Below are 16881 nucleotides of genomic sequence, written 5' to 3'. Positions count from 1 at the left end.
GCCGCATGCCCATGATCGATGCCGACGGTTGCCTGCTCAACGTCTCCGTCGAGGGTCGCGACGGCGGGCCCACCTTGATGCTGTCCAACTCGCTCGGCTGCACGCTTCAGATGTGGGAGCCGCAGATGAAGGCGCTGACGCAGGTGTTCCGCGTCATCCGCTACGACCGCCGCGGCCACGGCAAGTCCAACGTTCCCCCGGGTCCTTACTCGATGGAGCGGTTTGGCCGCGACGTGCTGGCGATCCTCGACGATCTCAACATCGAGAAGGTGCATTGGTGCGGTCTGTCGATGGGCGGCATGGTCGGACAATGGCTGGGCGCCAACGCGCCTGAGAGGTTCGGCAAGCTCATCCTTGCTAATACGTCCTGCTATTATCCCGATCCAACAAACTGGCATAACCGCATCAAGGCGGTGAAGGATGGCGGCATCGCCGCCGTCGCCGATGCCGTGATCGCGGGCTGGCTCACCCAGGATTTCCGCGAGCGGGAGCCCGCGATCACCGCGAAGATGAAATCGATGCTGCTCGCCTCGCCGGTCGAGGGTTATCTTGCCTGCTGCGAGGCGCTGTCGACCCTCGACCAGCGCGAGCTACTTCCCAAAATCAAGAGCCCGACGCTGGTGATCGCCGGCCGTCACGACATGGCGACGCCGATCTCGGCGGCCGACTTGATCCGCTCGAACATTCCCGGCGCGAGCATGACCATCATCGACGCCGCGCACATTTCCAATGTCGAGCAGCCGCACGCATTCACCGACGCGGTGGTCGGCTTTTTGACGCAGCGTTAGCAACGACCTTCGTCATTCCGGGGCGATGCGCAGCATCGAACCCGGAATCTCGATCGGCGTTCGCAACCTCGAGATTCCGGGTTCGCCTCTTCGAGGCGCCCCGGAATGACTCATTCGGAGGAAAACACATGGACGACCAGAAGCGCCGCGATGCCGGCATGAACGTGCGCCGCAAGGTGCTGGGCAATGCCTGGGTCGACAAGTCGATCGCGAACCGCAACGCCTTCAACACCGACTTCCAGGACATGATCACGCGCTACGCCTGGGGCGAGATCTGGACGCGGCCGCATTTCGACGAGCGCACGCGGCGGGTGCTCGTCATCGGCACCATGGTCGCCCTCGGGCAGTGGGACGAATTCCGCCTGCACGTCCGAGCGGCGCTCGCCGAGGGTGGCTTCACGCCCGACGACATCAAGGAAATCCTGCTTCAGCAGGCGATCTATTGCGGCGTGCCTGCCGCGAACCACGCCGTGAAGGAAGCCTCAGCGATTGTGCAGGAGCTCGGCCTGCTCAAGTCCTAGCGGCTCAAGGCTTGGCGGCTGAAGGCTTGGCGGCGCCGCGGCCCCGACGGTCTTCGGCGCTGCCGCCGGCTTCTCGATCACCAGCACGATGGCGGCGCCGAGCAAGAGCAGGAGCTCGGTGGCATGCAGCCGGAGCGCGGCCAACTCGCCGACCTTCGAGGCCATCACCATGCTGGCAAACGAGATCAGGCTGCCGATCGCCAGCGCAATGCCGAGCGCTTCGTCGCTGCCGCTGCTCCTGCGGACGCGGGGGATGCACAGAAGCACAAGGTAGATCGCAAAGAACGCCACCACGGTCATGCGGCCCAGGGCCAGCAACCAGGCAGCCCGCACCGTGCTCATCCCCGCCATCTCGAGATGGTCGCTGAGAAACAGCGCCACTGCCACGCTCGGTCGCTCATAGAGACCGCGCACCGGCGAGACCACGATGTTGAAGGCGACAAGTGCCCAGGCCGGAATGAAATAGGCCGCCAGCAGCGCGCCGTTGACCGAACCAATCCGCCAATTCCTGAACATGCCGCTTCCCGCTTGGTTTGCCGACGCCTTCGACGAAGACGGCGACTTCGCGGAGCTAACTCGCATCCGACGGTGGCGGCAATTTAAACCCTTTGTTTACCTTAACTGCCCGGCGGGGCGCCCCAAGGGAAAAGCCCCGCCTGTCGGCGGGGCTTTTCCTCACTCACGGATACCGAAACTCGCTACTCCTGACCGTGCTGGCCGCCCTGTTGCCGGCCGGGACGTTCGCCCTGGCGCATCGGGTCGTTCTGCTGCTGCTGGCCGGGTTTCTGGCCGCCGTCCTGCTGCTGCCCGGGGTTCTGATTCTGCTGACCCGGATTCTGGTTCTGCTGCTTCGTCATTCGGGAAACTCCCTTGTTGAACGACAGAAAAGAAACAACGCCCAGCATCCACCTTGGTTGCCGGGAACCCGGTTCCTTCCACAGCGGGGAACCCGAGCAGAAATGATCTCTGTACAAGCCTTTGTGTCGAGGCTTGGCCAGTTGCGGCCGCCAGTTCCCTCCTGTTACAAAACCAAGAATGCTCAAGGGCTGCCGGGGCCCGAGAAGAAACTTGAGAACTCTCTCGAAGAGCTCCCTTTGAGCCGCGTCAGGTTTGGTAACGGCAGCCATGGATTATTTCGCCCAGCAACTCATCAACGGTCTCGTCCTGGGCTCGATCTACGGCCTGATCGCGATTGGCTATACGATGGTCTACGGCATCGTCGGCATGATCAACTTCGCCCACGGCGACGTCTTCATGATTGGCGGCTTCATCGCGCTGATCACCTTCCTGATCCTGATCTCGACCGGCCTGACCGCAATCCCCGTGATCCTGCTCGTCGTGCTCCTGGTCTCGATGGCGATCACCGCGCTCTACGGCTGGACCATCGAACGCATCGCCTACCGGCCGCTGCGCCATTCCTTCCGCCTCGCCCCGATGCTGTCGGCCATCGGCATGTCCTTTGTGCTGACCAATTACTCGCAGGTGGCGCAAGGCGCCCGCGTCAAGCCGATCCCGCCCTTCATCACCGGCGGCTACACGCTGCATGAGAGCCAGGACGGCTTCGTCATCCAGCTCTCCAACATCCAGATCATGGTGGTCGTCACCACCATCGTGCTGCTCGCGATCTTCACCTGGCTGGTGTCGCGCACGCGGCTCGGACGCGACATGCGCGCCTGCGAGCAAGACCAGACCATGGCGGCGCTGCTCGGCGTCGACGTCGACCGCACCATCTCCATGACCTTCGTGATCGGCGCCGCGCTCGCCGCTGTCGCGGGCCTGATGTACCTGCTCTATTACGGCCTGGTCGATTTCTTCATGGGTTTCGTCGCCGGCATCAAGGCCTTCACCGCGGCCGTGCTCGGCGGCATCGGATCGTTGCCCGGCGCCATGCTCGGCGGGCTCGCGATCGGCCTGATCGAGACGTTCTGGTCGGCCTATTTCTCGGTCGAGTACAAGGACGTAGCTGCGTTCTCGATCCTGATCGTCGTGCTGATCTTCATGCCGACCGGCCTGCTCGGTCGCCCCGAAGTCGAAAAAGTCTGACGGACCGGCGCGTGACAGCTCCCCCGACCGAGACCGCTAAATTCGCAACGGGCATCCCAGCCCTCCTGAAAACGGCCGTGATCAACGCGCTGATCGCGTTGGTGCTGTTCTCGCTGATGGTCGGCGTCCGCACCGAGGCGGGCTCCGACGGCCAGCTCACCTACTGGACGCGCTTCGGGGAGCTCGCCTCCCTCGTCGCCGTGGTGTTCGGCGGCTCGATCGTGATCGAGCTGCTGCGGCAGTGGATCGGTCCGACCGGCTCCGAGAAGCTGGTGCCGCCCGCGGTGCAGAGCAGCATCTCCTTCATCGGCCGCTACCTCGCGCCGGCGCTCCTGATCTTCACGCTGCTGGTGCCTGTCATCTTCTATAACCAACGCTACATCCTCGACCTCGCGATCCTCGTGCTCACCTATGTCATGCTGGGCTGGGGCCTGAACGTCGTGGTCGGCCTCGCCGGACTGCTCGATCTCGGCTACGTCGCCTTTTATGCGGTCGGCGCCTATTCCTACGGGCTGCTCGCGACCAATTTCGGCTGGTCGTTCTGGATCTGCCTGCCGCTCGCCGGCATCCTCGCCGCGTTCTGGGGCGTCCTTCTCGGCTTTCCCGTGCTGCGTCTGCGCGGCGATTACCTCGCCATCGTTACACTCGCCTTCGGCGAGATCATCCGCCTCGTCATCATCAACTGGCAGGAGCTCACCGGCGGCCCCAACGGCGTCTCCGGCATTCCGCGCCCCTCCTTCTTCGGCATCCCGCTCGACAACAGCGACGAAGGGCTCGCCGCCAGGCTCGGCATCGAGTATTCGGCGACCCACCGCATCATCTTCCTGTTCTACCTGATCCTGGCGCTGGCGCTCCTCACCAACTGGGTGACGATCCGGCTGCGCCGCCTGCCGATCGGCCGGGCCTGGGAAGCCTTGCGCGAGGACGAGGTTGCCTGCCGCGCGCTCGGCATCAACACCACGACCACCAAGCTCACGGCGTTCGCGACGGGCGCCATGTTCGGTGGCTTCGCCGGCGCGTTCTTCGCCACGCGCCAGGGCTTCATCAGCCCGGAATCCTTCACCTTCCAGGAATCGGCGCTGGTGCTCGCCATCGTCGTGCTCGGCGGCATGGGCTCCCAGCTCGGCGTCGCGCTCGCAGCGCTCGCCATGATCGGCGGCTTCGAGCTGTTCCGCGGCCTCGAGACCTACCGCATGCTCGTGTTCGGCATGTCGATGGTGCTGATCATGATCTGGCGGCCGCGCGGCCTGATCGGCCATCGCGCACCCACCGTGTATCTTACCAAGGCGAAGGCGATCTCCTCCGATCTCGTCAAGGAAGGGCACGGATGAGCGCCGACAAGATTCTGAGCGTAGATCGGCTCACCATGCGCTTCGGCGGCATCGTCGCCGTGCAGGACCTGTCATTTTCGGCGGAGCGGAAGAAGATCACTGCGCTGATCGGGCCCAACGGCGCCGGCAAGACCACGGTGTTCAACTGCATCACCGGCTTCTACAAGCCGAGCGGCGGCAGCATCCGTCTCGTGCACGACGACGGCGGGGCATTCGCACTGGAGCGGCTCAACGATTTCCGCATCGCCAAGCAGGCCAAGGTCGCGCGCACGTTCCAGAACATCCGCCTGTTTCCCGGCATGACCGCGCTGGAAAACCTGATGGTGGCGCAGCACAACGCGCTGATGCGCGCTTCCGGATTCACCCTTCTCGGTCTCCTTGGCGTTCCTGCCTACCGCGACGCCGAAAAGCGTGCGATCGATCTCGCCACCGACTGGCTCAAACGGGTCAATCTGCTCGACCGCGCCGATGACGCCGCCGGCAATTTCGCCTATGGCGATCAGCGCCGGCTGGAAATCGCCCGCGCAATGTGCACCGAGCCCGCCCTGTTGTGCCTGGACGAACCGGCTGCCGGCCTCAATGCGCGCGAGAGCGCGGCCTTGAGCGAACTCCTGCTCTCGATCCGCGACGAGCTCGGCACCTCGATCCTGCTGATCGAGCACGACATGTCGGTGGTGATGGAGATCTCCGACCACATCGTGGTGATGGACCATGGCGTCAAGATCGCCGAAGGCACGCCGCGCGAGGTCCGCGACGATCCCAAGGTGATCGCCGCCTATCTCGGCGCCGACGAGGACGAGGCTGTGGCCGTGATGGAGAGCGGGTCGTGACATCACCCCTGCTTGCGATCCGCGGTCTTCGCGCCGCCTATGGCAAGATCGAGGCGCTGAAGGGCGTCGACGTCGAGATCAATGCCGGCGAGATCGTGGCCCTGATCGGAGCCAACGGCGCCGGCAAATCAACGCTGATGATGACGATCTTCGGCAAGCCGCGCGCCCGCGCCGGCCAGATCCTGTACGAAGGCCGCGACATCACCGGCGTGCCTACCCACGAGATCGCGCATTTGCGCATCGCGCAATCGCCGGAGGGTCGCCGCATCTTCCCGCGTATGAGCGTGGCGGAGAACCTGCAGATGGGGGCGGACGCCACCGAATGCACCGACGCCGAACGCGAGGCGACGCTGCAACGCGTGTTCACGCTGTTTCCGCGCCTGAAGGAACGCTATGCCCAGCGCGGCGGAACCCTGTCCGGCGGCGAGCAGCAGATGCTGGCAATCGGCCGCGCGCTGATGAGCCGGCCCCGCCTGCTCCTGCTCGACGAGCCCTCGCTCGGGCTGGCGCCGCTGATCGCACGCCAGATTTTCGACGCTATCCGCACCCTCAACCGCCAGGACGGCCTGACCGTTCTGATCGTCGAGCAGAACGCCAACCATGCGCTCAAGCTCGCTCATCGCGGTTATGTCATGGTCAATGGCCTGATCACGTTGGCCGGGACCGGCACCGAATTGTTGCAGCGCCCCGAGATTCGCGCCGCCTATCTGGAAGGCGGCCGCCACGGCTGACCCAGCCTGTGCCGGCAAGTGCGGCCGAATGCGGCGAGATATCTCCGCATATGCCCGTATTTTGCCGGTGACTTCTCCACGAATTCATTCAAGAATGGCGCCGGTTTGAACCGGGCATTCCCGGCAACTTCCACAGGCGACCACCCGCGAGGTATCTCATGAAATCACTGAAGCTCATCGGTCTGGCATTCGGCGCATCGCTCGCGCTGTCGGGCGCGGCATTCGCGCAGGATGTCACCGTCGCAGTCGCTGGCCCGATGACCGGCGGCGAGTCCGCCTTCGGCCGCCAGATGAAGAACGGCGCCGAGATGGCCGTGACCGATATCAATGCCGCCGGCGGCGTCAACGGCAAGAAGCTCGCGCTCTCCGTCGAGGACGACGCTTGCGACCCGAAGCAGGCGCGCTCGATCGCCGAGAAGATCGCCGGCGCGAAAATCCCGTTCGTGGCCGGGCACTATTGCTCGTCATCGTCGATCCCGGCTTCGGAAGCCTATGCCGACGGCAACGTGCTCCAGATCACGCCGGCCTCGACCAACCCGCTGTTCACCGAGCGCAAGCTCTGGAACGTGGCTCGCGTCTGCGGCCGTGACGATCAGCAGGGCCTGATTGCGGCGCAGTACATCGCCAAGAACTACAAGGGCAAGAACATCGCCATTCTCAACGACAAGACCACCTACGGCAAGGGTCTTGCCGACGAGACCAAGAAGGCGCTCAACAAGGCCGGCGTCACCGAGAAGATGTACGAGTCCTACAACAAGGGCGACAAGGACTTCAACGCGATCGTCTCGCGCCTGAAGCGCGACAACATCGACCTTGTCTACGTCGGCGGCTATCATCAGGAGAGCGGCCTGATCCTGCGCCAGATGCGGGACCAGGGCCTCAAGACCGTGTTGATGGCCGGCGACGCGCTCGCCGACAAGGAGTACGCCTCCATCACCGGCCCTGCCGGCGAAGGCACACTGTTCACCTTCGGCCCCGACCCGCGCAACAAGCCGACGGCGAAGAAGATCGTCGAGGCATTCAAGGCCAAGAACATCGACCCGGAGGGCTACACCCTCTACACCTATGCGGCGATGCAGGTCTGGTCGCAGGCGGCCAAGAAGGCCGGCACCACCGACGCCAAGAAGGTCATGGAGGCGATAAAGGCCGGCAAATGGGACACCGTGATCGGCCCGATCGAATATGACTCCAAGGGCGACATCAAGCAGATCGACTACGTCGTCTACAAATGGGACGCCAAGGGCGGCTACGCCGAGATCACCGGCAACGGCACCTAAGTCCGCTTGGCAGGGCCTTTGGCCATCACCATCCGACCACCGCCACGCCCCGGCTTACGCCGGGGCGTTTTTTTCTAGCGGCGGGCTCAGACGGCAGCGGGCAGTTCGTCGCCAGCCGCCGACTGGCCCTTCCGCAATGCTTGCAGGAGATCGTTCGGCCGAAACGGCTTTTGCAGGCAGACCACGTTGGCGAGGTGGGGCGATTGTTCCATGAAATCGAAGGTCGTCATCCCGGACACGGCAATGACCGGAAGCGCGGGCGCGCGCTCGCGCAAGGACGAGATGACGTCGACGCCACTAGTGTCGCCGAGGAAGATGTCGACGATCGCCACGTCAAAATGGCCATCAGCGAAGGCTTTCAGCCCGGCTGCTCCGCTCTCGGCCTCGACGACATCGAAATGATTGACCCGAAGCACGATTGCGACCATCGCGCGGACGTCCTTCTGATCGTCGATGATGAGAACGCGAGGCATGGGGAGAACTTTCGATATCGCTGTCAAATCGCCCAATTCAAAGCTGGAACCCGCCGGAGCGGAGGGCATTATGACACCGCCTAGTAAAGCGCACCTTACCCGAGCCCTATTCCGTGTTCCCGCAGAAATTAAGTAAGCTGTAACCTTCGGTTGAGTCGAACGGGTTCCGTTCGCGATGTGCGCCGAGAACCCGCTACCATGAACGGGCGGCCGGCAGAATGAGACCAGCGGAGATGCTCAAAGCCGACCTGCTCAAGACCGACCCCCGAGAGGTGGACGTGCCTGCATTGATCGACCGAAGCGCCTTTCTTTCCACCTTGCCGGCCACCTCGACCGATCGCGCCGCGGCACTAGCGATCGTCGGCGTCTCCTCGGTCCTGTTCGCCATCGCGGTGCCTTTTGCAGGTATCCCGCTCGCGCCCGTCCCGGCCTTCGTCGCGAGCTATCAGTCGGCGCTCGCCGTCAGCGACATCGTCACGGCGGTGCTGCTGATGACGCAATTTGCGGTGCTGCGAACCCGTGCGCTGCTGTGGCTCGCCACAGGTTATCTGTTCACTGCCGCGGCAGCGCTGGTCCATGCCCTCACCTTTCCGGGGCTGTTCGCACCCACCGGGCTGTTCGGCGCGGGCCGGCAGACCACGGTCTGGCTCTACATGATCTGGCACGCCGGCTTCCCGCTTTGCGTGCTGGGCTATGCCTGGCTGAAGGATGCCGACGGCGGTGCCAGGATCCGGATCACGACGCGCGGCGCGATCTGCGCCAGCGTGCTCGGCGTGATCGCCGCCATTGCCGCCTTCACCTGGATCGTCACCGCCCAGCACGATCTTTTGCCGGTGCTGCTGCGCGACGGCCATTACACGCCGACCATGATGGGCGTCGTATCCTTCGTGTGGTCGCTGAGCTTCGCCGCGCTGGTCTCGCTCTGGTTTCGCAGGCCGCACTCGGTCCTCGACGTCTGGCTCATGGTCGTGATGTTTGCCTGGCTGTTCGACATCGCCCTGTCGGCAATCGTCAACGTCGCCCGCTTCGATCTCGGCTTCTATGCCGGTCGGCTCTACGGTCTCGGCGCAGCGACATTCGTTTTGGCGGTGCTCCTGGTGGAGAATGTCCGCCTCCAGACCCGCACGGTCGGCCTCGTCGGTAGGCTGCGCGAGCAATCGGCTTCGGAGCGCGACTATTACGTCAAGCGTCTCGCCCTCTACAGCGCGGTGGTCGAGTCCTCCAACGATGCCATCATCACCAAGACGCTCGACGGCATCATCACCGGCTGGAACAAGGCCGCCGAACATCTGTTCGGCTATTCCCCCGCCGAGGCGATCGGCAAGCCGATCGACATCATCGTGCCGCCGGACCGCAAGGCCGACGTACGGAGCATCCTCAACCGGATTGCCGGCAACGAGACGATCGCCCAGCACGAGACCATTCGAATTCGAAAGGACGGCCGCGCGCTCGACGTCGTCCTGAACGTATCTCCGCTGAAAGCCGACAACGGAGAAATCATCGGTGCGTCCAAGATCGCGCATGACATCACCGAGGAGAAGCAGGCGCGGGAGAAGCTTCACCGCGAGACCGAGGAACGCCGGCGCATCTTCGAAGCCTCGCAGGACCTGATCCTGATCACCGACGGCTTCGGCAATTTCGTCCAGGTCAGCCCGAGCGTGAAGGACATCCTCGGCTTCAGCCCCGAAGACCTGATCGGGCACAGCGCGACCGAGTTCATTCATCCCGACGACCTCGAGAAGACGCGGGAGGAGATGCGCGCGGCGCGCCGCGGTGCGCTCAAGCGAAGCTTCGAGGCGCGCTACTATCACTACGACGGTCACGAGGTCACGCTGAACTGGATGGGCACATGGTCCGAGCCGGTGAAGCGGCATTTCTTCATCGGCCGCGACCTCACCGAGAAGCAGGCCGCCGAGGCCCAGCTCAGGCACGTCCAGAAGATGGACTCCATCGGCCAGCTGACCGGCGGCGTCGCCCACGACTTCAACAACGTGCTGACGGTCATCACCGGCACGATCGGCATTCTCAGCGACGCGGTCGCGGATCGACCCGAGCTTGCCGCCATCACCAAGCTGATCGACGACGCCGCCGAGCGCGGCGCGCAGCTGACCAGGCATCTGCTGGCCTTCGCCCGCAAGCAGCCGCTCCAGCCGCGCGAGATCGACGTCAATGCCCTTGCGCTCGAAGCCGCCAAGCTGCTGCATCCGACGCTGGGCGAGCAGATCACCATCATGCCGCAGCTCACCGAGGATGCCTGGCCGACGCTGGTCGACCCCGGCCAGCTGTCCACTGCGATCCTCAATCTCGCATTGAACGCGCGCGATGCCATGCCCGGCGGCGGCACGCTGGTGCTGGAGACACGCAACGTCTTCCTCGACGACGGCTATGCCAGCATGAATCCCGACGTCGTCGCCGGCAATTACGTGATGATTGCAATCAGCGACACCGGCAGCGGGATCCCGGCGGAGCTGATCGACCGCGTGTTCGATCCCTTCTTCACCACCAAGGAGGTCGGCAAGGGCACCGGCCTCGGCCTGAGCATGGTGTTCGGCTTCGTCAAGCAGTCCGGCGGCCACATCAAGATCTACAGCGAGGAAGGCCACGGCACGAGCGTGAAGATCTACCTGCCGCGCTCCACCGGCGTCCAGGAGACCGAGTTCGAGGCGCTGCAGAATGCGCCCATCGCCGGCGGCAACGAGAGGATCCTGATCGTCGAGGACGACGCACTGGTGCGGCAGTATGTGGTGACGCAGGTCAAGAGCCTCGGCTATGCCGCGCTCGAAGCCGCCAACGCGACCGAAGCCCTCGCCATCGTCGACAGCGACAAGGAGATCGACCTGCTTTTCACCGACATCATCATGCCCGGCAACATGAACGGCCGCCAGCTGGCTGACGAGGCGGCCCGGCGCCGCCCCGGCCTGAAGACGTTGTTCACCTCGGGTTACACCGAGAACGCCATCGTCCATCACGGCCGGCTTGATTCCGGCGTGCTGCTGCTGGCCAAGCCCTACCGCAAGTCCGAGCTTGCCAAGATGCTGAGGACCGCGCTGGCCAGTTGAGCCCGCGGCATCGTTGCGCTATCGCAGATCGCGAATTGCTTCAATGACGAGGCCATCTTGAAAAACCTTCTCACCGATATCGCAGGCGTCCGGGTCGGCCATGCCGAAGACGCGAAAGTCGGTTCCGGCGCGACCGTGGTCGTCTTCGATTCTCCCGCGGTCGCCGCGATCGACGTTCGCGGCGGCGGCCCCGGCACGCGCGAGGATGCACTGCTCGACCTTGCGAACACCGTCGAGCGGATCGACGCCATCGCGCTGTCGGGCGGCTCCGCCTTCGGCCTCGATGCCGGCGGCGGCGTGCAGGCCTGGCTCGCCGAGCAGGGCCGCGGCCACCGGATTCGCGAAGCGCTGATCCCGATCGTGCCGGGGGCGATTCTGTTCGACCTGCTCAACGGAGGCAACAAGGCCTGGGGACGCTTCTCGCCCTATCGCGACCTCGGCTACGCCGCGGCGGCCGCTGCCACCAGCGCGGACTTCGCGCTCGGCAGCGCCGGCGCCGGCTATGGCGCCACCACAGCGACGTTCAAGGGCGGCCTCGGCTCGGCGGCGGCCGTGACGCCGAGCGGAATCAAGGTCGCAGCGATCGTCGCCGTCAACGCCGTCGGCAGCGTCACCGTCGGCAGCGGTCCGTGGTTCTGGGCGGCGCCGTTCGAGGTGGACGGCGAGTTCGGTGGACGGGGCCTGCCTGAGAAGTTCACCGAGGACATGCTGCTCATGCGCATCAAGGGCGGTCCTGCGGCGAGTTCGCGCGAGAATACCACGATCGGCGCCGTCGTGACGGATGCGGTGCTGACCAAACCACAGGCCAAGCGGCTGGCGATGATTGCGCATACCGGCTTCGCCCGCGCGATCTATCCGGTGCACGCTCCACTCGACGGCGACGTTCTGTTTGCCGCGGCCACCTGCGAGAAGCCGATCGAGCCGCTGGTGGAGCTCACCGAGCTCGGCATGGTCGCCGCCAACGTGGTCGCACGCGCGATCGCAAGCGGCGTCTACAATGCGGCCGCGCTACCGTTCCCCGGTGCAATGCCGGCATGGAAGGACAAGTTCGGCTAGGCGAGAAACGAAACGGCGGACACGGCGTTGTCCCGGCGGGCCGAGGTGTTCCGCCATGCCGTCGTCCGTGATCCGCTTCGTTCGATATGCACCAGGCACGCGAGAGCTGAAGGTGACTTTCGTCAGCGGCCGGCTCTACGTCTACGAGGACGTTCCGCCCGAGGTCGCCGCTGCATTCAGTCAAGCGCGCTCAAAGGGGACGTTCTTCAATCGCGAGATCCGCGACCGTTATGTCTGTCGTGACATCACGCACGAGTGTGCGGGTTAGCCTCGGGGCGCGCTCACACGCTCATCGACATCGATGAAGCCGCCGAGCCCGCGGAAGCCTGCGCCTGACGCTGCATCATCTGCCCGAACCAGTCATAAGGTGAATTGCCGCCGCCGTTGGCGTTCGAACTGCTGGAGGCACCAGGCACCGTGGTCGACATCTTGAAGCCGTCGGCATAGGTGACGGTGGTGGTGGTCGAGTCATCGGCATTGGTCGTCGTGGTCGACGTCGAGCCGCCGCTGGATTGCGACGAGGACTCCGAACCGCCGCCCGAGCCGCCGGCACCCTGCGCGTGATGGCCGTGACCGCCCCTCAGCGCCTTCGTCATCTCTCCGAGATTGATGTCGCCGTCCGCATTCGCGTCCATTTTCGAGAACACCTCGTCGGCCTTGGCAAGATTGGTGCCGCCCGCCCCGAGCGCGTCCTCGAATTCGGACTTGGTGATCTTCCCGTCACCGTCTCCGTCGATTTGCGAGAACAGGTCCTTCAACGCAGCCTCGCGACTCTTCGATGCCGAAGACGCCGACGCCGTCGAGGATGAGCTGGTCGCGCCGCTCGTGTCCGCCGACCGGCTCTGCGCCGCGAACAGCGCGTTCATGGTCTCCGGCGAAATCTGCGGATATCTGCCCGAATTGACCGACGAGGTCGCGCCGCTGGTCGTGTTGCTGTTGCTGTCGATTGCGAACGGATTGGTTGCGCCTTGGGAAGATCCCGTCTTCTGCGTCGCCGACGACGATTTCGAGTTCGTCAGCGACTGGATCGCGCCGAGCGCACTCGAGACGGCGCCAAGGGCAAACAACATTGCACAACTCCAACCGATGCGGCACGCCGCGGCCAATGTTCTGTCAGGTGAGATCAGCAAGCGACGTGCCATTGCGAAAAGCTCAATGAAATCCGTATCCACCAGACTTTGCAGGCCGGCGGAACATCGGCAATTCATGCCGCCGGCGGCAGAAATTTCCGCCCACAGAAAGCCCGTCCCTCCTGCATTGCCCGCCACGGGGGCCCATGTTAGGCGAGGCCATCCGTCGTCGGTCCGCCCCGGGAAAACGCGCCATGACCCAAGCCTTCGCCCCTCGCCCCCTGGCCATCGCGCCCTCGATCCTGGCCTCGGATTTCTCTAGGCTCGGCGAGGAGGTGCGCGCGGTGGACGCCGCCGGCGCCGACTGGATCCATCTCGACGTGATGGACGGCCACTTCGTTCCCAACATCTCCTACGGCCCCGACGTCATCAAGGCGATGCGCCCGCACACGAAGAAGATCTTCGACGCGCATCTGATGATCTCGCCCTGCGACCCCTACCTCGAGGCCTTCGCGAAAGCCGGCTGCGACCACATCACCGTGCACGCGGAGGCAGGCCCCCATCTGCACCGTTCGCTCCAGGCCATCCGCGGCCTCGGCAAGAAGGCGGGCGTCTCGCTCAATCCGGGCACCCCGATCAGCGCGCTCGATTATGTGCTCGACCTCGTCGACCTCGTGCTGGTGATGTCGGTCAACCCCGGCTTCGGCGGCCAGGCTTTCATCCCGTCCGCGATCAACAAGATCCGTGACATCCGCGCGATGACGGCCGGACGCCCGATCGACATCGAAGTCGATGGCGGCGTGGGTCCCGACGTGGCCGGCGCCCTCGCGGCAGCCGGTGCCAACGCCTTCGTCGCCGGTACGTCGGTGTTCAGGGGCGGCACGCAGGAGGCCTACAAGACCAACATCGCAGCAATCCGCAACGCCGCCGCAGGCGCGCGCGGCGAGGCCATCTGACCTATTCGAGCGCCGAACCGGCCTCGCGGCCGCGGCGACCAATGGGAATGGATGAGACCCGTGCCACTCCCTTCCTGGCAGGCTTGCGGCGCCTGCTCGCCGAGACCTTGCAGGACGGCGAGCAGGTGGTCTGGCAGGGCCAGCCCGACGGCGTCGCCCGGATGATCATGTGGCGGTTTCTGTGGTGGATCGGATTCCCCTGGCTGCTGCTGACCGCCGTCGCCGTCAGGAACGATTGGATCGACCAGGCGGCCCAACCTCTCATGCTGCTTGGGGTCGCTATGGTTGCGGCTCCACTGATGATGCTGCTGCATGACCTGCAGGCGCTCTATGTGATCACCGATCGCCGCGCGCTGATCCTGCGAACGGCCTGGGGCAGACGGACAGTCAGCCAGACGCCGTTCCGGGCGATGGACACAGCGTTCGAAATCCTCGACATCGGCGGCGGCGCCGGTCACCTCAACTTCGCGTCGGGACGATCGACCCGTTCGCCCGATACCGACTACACCGGCCGCTACGGGTTTCGCTGTGTTCGAAACCCTTCGCGCATCCGGGATATCCTCGAGGGCGCACGCGCCGGAAAAGTCCGGCGATCTCGCACGCGAAAGACGGGAGCGCCTCCGGGCGCCGCGGCGCGCAATCGCTGAAAAATTGCAACCTCATTCCGTACTCCTCCGGACTTCCCTGATTCGCGCAAATCACTGCTAGTGATTCCTGCCTGTTTTTCACGGGAGCACATCATGACGACGACCCTGGTCTGGACTGGCGTGGCGTTGTGGCTTGGTTTCAGTGCGTTTGTTCTGTTCGGCCCGTCGGCCGGACCGGTGCAGGTCCCGGCGCGTTCGTCGCGCAGCGTCCGTCGCAATCGGATCTGACACCGTGCAATTCGCGCTAGTGAAGCGTCAGCCGAAGCGCAGGTGCCGTATCCCGCGTCGTCCACATCCGAGCCTCGAGGATTTCTTCGGTCGGCTCGAGCTTGCCGAAGGCGAGATGCGGGACGATCCGGGAGGTGGATCGGCGGACCTGGACTCCCCGCTCCGGCCGCCGAACCCGCATTGAAGATTCTGGATTGGACTTGAGACTGATGAAACCGCATTGCCCGAACTGCCTGAAGGAAATGACCAAGGCGTCCGCGTCGCGTAACCTGTTCAATTGTGAGCCCTGCCGCGAGATCATCCAGTATTTCGGCGGCAGCGCCGATCACGGCGAACCCGGCCCGCAATTCTCCTGGCCCATCCGCCGCAAGCGCGCCGCCCACGCAGCCTGATCCACCGCCCAGGACGCCCCACGACGCCAGGGCGGACTAACCGGCCATCTCGCCGGCATCTGACGCGCCGACGTCCCCCGCCATCCGCGGCGGCCGCACCACGGTGACGGTGCAACTCGCCTCAGAGGCCACCTTGGCCGACACACTGCCGAGCAGCGTGCGCCTGAATGAGCTCTGGCGTGCTCCGATGATGACGTGGTCGACGTGATTGACCTCGGCGAACTCGAGGATCGCGGCGGCGGGATCGACGGCCTCCAGCACATGCACCGACAGCCGGCTTTCGTCCAGCTTGAGCGGCGTCGCCCAATGCCGGAGTGCGACCAGGCGGTCGATATGTTTGTTGGAGCCCTGCTCGTCGAGCGTCCGGTCGATCGCGATGCGATTGAGCTTGAGGACGTTGAGACAGGCGAGCCGCGCCGACGGCAGCGTGGCGAGAATGCGCTCGGTCGTGACACGCAGCGCCTCGTTCAGTTCCGGCGCGCCTTCCACGGTGTCCAGCGCCAGGGCAAGGATCGGGCTGGAGTCGATCTGGGCTGCGACATCCGATTTCGCGCGTGGCGCCATGACACCCTGGTTGAAGCGGCGGCGCCAGGCGATGCCGAGGGAATCGCGCTTCACGCGCTCAGAGCGCGTGGTGAGCTTGACCTGGTCCGGATGGGTGAGATCGAAGGCAAGCTGGGACGCCGTCGGATAGCGCCACACCGGCTCGATCTCGAGGCAGCGCAGCACCACCTCTTGGAGCCAGGGCGGATAGTCGGCGCGCAATGAGCGCGGCGGATAGGGATCGCGCCATAGCCGGCGCCGCATCGCGCGCAACGTCTCACCCTCTCCGAACGGACGCTCGCCCGTCGTGAAGAAATAGAGCAGCACGCCGAGCGAGAACAAGTCGCTGCGCTGATCGTCGCGCACGCCCAACAGCCGTTCCGGCGCCATGTAAGGGGCGGTCCCGTAAGGCAGGCGAAACTCCTCCTGCAGCAGATCAGGCAGGTGGTCGTGGTGCGACAGGCCATAATCGATCAGGACCGCCTCGCCACTGTCGCGAAACATGATGCTGCTCGGCTTGATGTCGTGGTGGATCACGTTCTGCCGGTGCAAATCGGCCAGCCCTGTCGCGATCTTCGCCACGAGCAGTCGCGCCTCCTCATAAGACAGGGGCAGGTCCGGCAGCCGCTTGTAGAGCGTCGTGCCCGGGATGCGCTCGATCACGACATAGGCTTGATGGGCGAAATCGCCGGTGCCGAAGCAAGCCGGCACGTGCGGCCCCGCAAGCCGCGGCAGGATCATCATCTCCATCTCGAAGGAGACGATCGCGGCGGGATCCTCACCCTCCGACACCCGCGGGATCTTCATCAGCAGCGGCACGTCGACACCGGGATGGGTGACGGTCCACAGCGTCGCCATGCCGCCGGCATGGACGCATTCGCCGATGGTGAAGCCGTCGATCTCCGCGCCCGATTTGACCAGAGGTTTTGGCATCAC

At 64.8% G+C, this 16881-nt stretch carries 19 protein-coding genes; 14 read left to right on the top strand and 5 right to left on the bottom strand.

The features are described 5' to 3' along the window. The first annotated feature begins 5 nt into the window (after positions 1-5). Together pcaD and ACYCVF_RS05975 are read left to right on the top strand one after the other, a co-directional pair. Positions 6-788: a 3-oxoadipate enol-lactonase gene (pcaD, locus tag ACYCVF_RS05980; RefSeq protein WP_459597837.1), complete on the top strand. Its 783-nt coding sequence runs from the start codon at positions 6-8 to the stop codon at positions 786-788. Between the two features lie 128 nt (positions 789-916). Continuing rightward, on the top strand, positions 917-1309 hold the full coding sequence (locus ACYCVF_RS05975; RefSeq protein WP_014494190.1) for a carboxymuconolactone decarboxylase family protein: 393 nt from the start codon (positions 917-919) through the stop codon (positions 1307-1309). Here ACYCVF_RS05975 and ACYCVF_RS05970 read toward each other — a convergent pair. Both ACYCVF_RS05970 and ACYCVF_RS05965 read right to left on the bottom strand, forming a co-directional pair. Beyond that, entirely contained in the window at positions 1271-1825 is a 555-nt protein-coding gene (locus tag ACYCVF_RS05970) for a hypothetical protein (protein WP_459597834.1), read from the bottom strand. The two genes, ACYCVF_RS05975 and ACYCVF_RS05970, sit on opposite strands and share 39 nt — an antisense overlap. Positions 1826-2007: 182 nt before the next feature. After that, entirely contained in the window at positions 2008-2166 is a 159-nt protein-coding gene (locus ACYCVF_RS05965; RefSeq protein WP_459597832.1) for a hypothetical protein, read from the bottom strand. A 268-nt stretch (positions 2167-2434) separates the two neighbouring features. Here ACYCVF_RS05965 and ACYCVF_RS05960 point away from each other — a divergent pair, with 268 nt between their 5' ends. The 5 genes from ACYCVF_RS05960 to ACYCVF_RS05940 all read left to right on the top strand — a co-directional run bounded on the left by ACYCVF_RS05960 (position 2435) and on the right by ACYCVF_RS05940 (position 7521). Further along, positions 2435-3352, top strand: a complete 918-nt coding sequence (locus ACYCVF_RS05960) for an ABC transporter permease subunit (RefSeq protein ID WP_459597830.1) — start codon at positions 2435-2437, stop codon at positions 3350-3352. Between the two features lie 11 nt (positions 3353-3363). Beyond that, positions 3364-4683, top strand: a complete 1320-nt coding sequence (gene livM, locus ACYCVF_RS05955; RefSeq protein ID WP_459597828.1) for a high-affinity branched-chain amino acid ABC transporter permease LivM — start codon at positions 3364-3366, stop codon at positions 4681-4683. Then, positions 4680-5513 carry an ABC transporter ATP-binding protein gene (locus ACYCVF_RS05950; protein ID WP_459597826.1) on the top strand — a complete coding sequence of 278 codons (834 nt, stop codon included), beginning with the start codon at positions 4680-4682 and terminating at the stop codon, positions 5511-5513. The genes livM and ACYCVF_RS05950 overlap by 4 nt, the downstream gene beginning before the upstream one ends. Beyond that, positions 5510-6244: an ABC transporter ATP-binding protein gene (locus tag ACYCVF_RS05945; RefSeq protein WP_459597824.1), complete on the top strand. Its 735-nt coding sequence runs from the start codon at positions 5510-5512 to the stop codon at positions 6242-6244. The genes ACYCVF_RS05950 and ACYCVF_RS05945 overlap by 4 nt, the downstream gene beginning before the upstream one ends. A gap of 158 nt (positions 6245-6402) precedes the next feature. Continuing rightward, positions 6403-7521: a branched-chain amino acid ABC transporter substrate-binding protein gene (locus tag ACYCVF_RS05940; protein ID WP_459597822.1), complete on the top strand. Its 1119-nt coding sequence runs from the start codon at positions 6403-6405 to the stop codon at positions 7519-7521. Between the two features lie 86 nt (positions 7522-7607). Here ACYCVF_RS05940 and ACYCVF_RS05935 read toward each other — a convergent pair whose 3' ends face one another. Beyond that, the gene (locus ACYCVF_RS05935; protein ID WP_459597820.1) at positions 7608-7994 is read right to left on the bottom strand and encodes a response regulator; all 387 of its coding nucleotides are present in this window, start codon (positions 7992-7994) and stop codon (positions 7608-7610) included. 233 nt (positions 7995-8227) lie between these two features. Here ACYCVF_RS05935 and ACYCVF_RS05930 point away from each other — a divergent pair, with 233 nt between their 5' ends. Genes ACYCVF_RS05930 through ACYCVF_RS05920 form a run of 3 tightly spaced genes read left to right on the top strand, consistent with a single transcriptional unit; the run spans position 8228 to position 12377 of the window. After that, a complete protein-coding gene (locus ACYCVF_RS05930) occupies positions 8228-11053 on the top strand; it encodes a PAS domain S-box protein (protein ID WP_459597818.1) in 2826 nt (941 codons plus the stop codon). 57 nt (positions 11054-11110) lie between these two features. Next, a complete protein-coding gene (locus ACYCVF_RS05925) occupies positions 11111-12109 on the top strand; it encodes a P1 family peptidase (RefSeq protein ID WP_459597816.1) in 999 nt (332 codons plus the stop codon). Between the two features lie 55 nt (positions 12110-12164). Next, complete coding sequence (locus tag ACYCVF_RS05920) at positions 12165-12377, top strand: KTSC domain-containing protein (protein WP_459597814.1); 213 nt, start codon at positions 12165-12167, stop codon at positions 12375-12377. Between the two features lie 13 nt (positions 12378-12390). Here the strand turns inward: ACYCVF_RS05920 and ACYCVF_RS05915 are convergent, their stop codons facing one another. Beyond that, positions 12391-13179, bottom strand: a complete 789-nt coding sequence (locus ACYCVF_RS05915; protein WP_459597812.1) for an EF-hand domain-containing protein — start codon at positions 13177-13179, stop codon at positions 12391-12393. A gap of 254 nt (positions 13180-13433) precedes the next feature. Here ACYCVF_RS05915 and rpe point away from each other — a divergent pair, with 254 nt between their 5' ends. From rpe to ACYCVF_RS05895, 4 genes are all read left to right on the top strand, one after another. Beyond that, positions 13434-14135 carry a ribulose-phosphate 3-epimerase gene (gene rpe / locus ACYCVF_RS05910; protein WP_459597810.1) on the top strand — a complete coding sequence of 234 codons (702 nt, stop codon included), beginning with the start codon at positions 13434-13436 and terminating at the stop codon, positions 14133-14135. Positions 14136-14182: 47 nt separating this feature from the next. Further along, on the top strand, positions 14183-14782 hold the full coding sequence (locus ACYCVF_RS05905) for a hypothetical protein (RefSeq protein ID WP_459597808.1): 600 nt from the start codon (positions 14183-14185) through the stop codon (positions 14780-14782). A gap of 93 nt (positions 14783-14875) precedes the next feature. Further along, entirely contained in the window at positions 14876-15010 is a 135-nt protein-coding gene (locus ACYCVF_RS05900) for a hypothetical protein (RefSeq protein ID WP_459597806.1), read from the top strand. Positions 15011-15219: 209 nt separating this feature from the next. Continuing rightward, positions 15220-15402 (top strand): hypothetical protein, encoded by a 183-nt coding sequence (locus tag ACYCVF_RS05895; RefSeq protein ID WP_459598020.1) that lies wholly within the window; start codon positions 15220-15222, stop codon positions 15400-15402. Positions 15403-15438: 36 nt separating this feature from the next. Here the strand turns inward: ACYCVF_RS05895 and ACYCVF_RS05890 are convergent, their stop codons facing one another. Then, positions 15439-16878, bottom strand: coding sequence for a serine/threonine protein kinase (locus ACYCVF_RS05890; protein ID WP_459597804.1), 1440 nt, complete (start codon positions 16876-16878; stop codon positions 15439-15441). Positions 16879-16881 lie beyond the last annotated feature (3 nt).

The organism is Bradyrhizobium cedriense (genome assembly GCF_054602315.1).
This window is presented reverse-complemented; position numbering and strand designations above follow the sequence as displayed.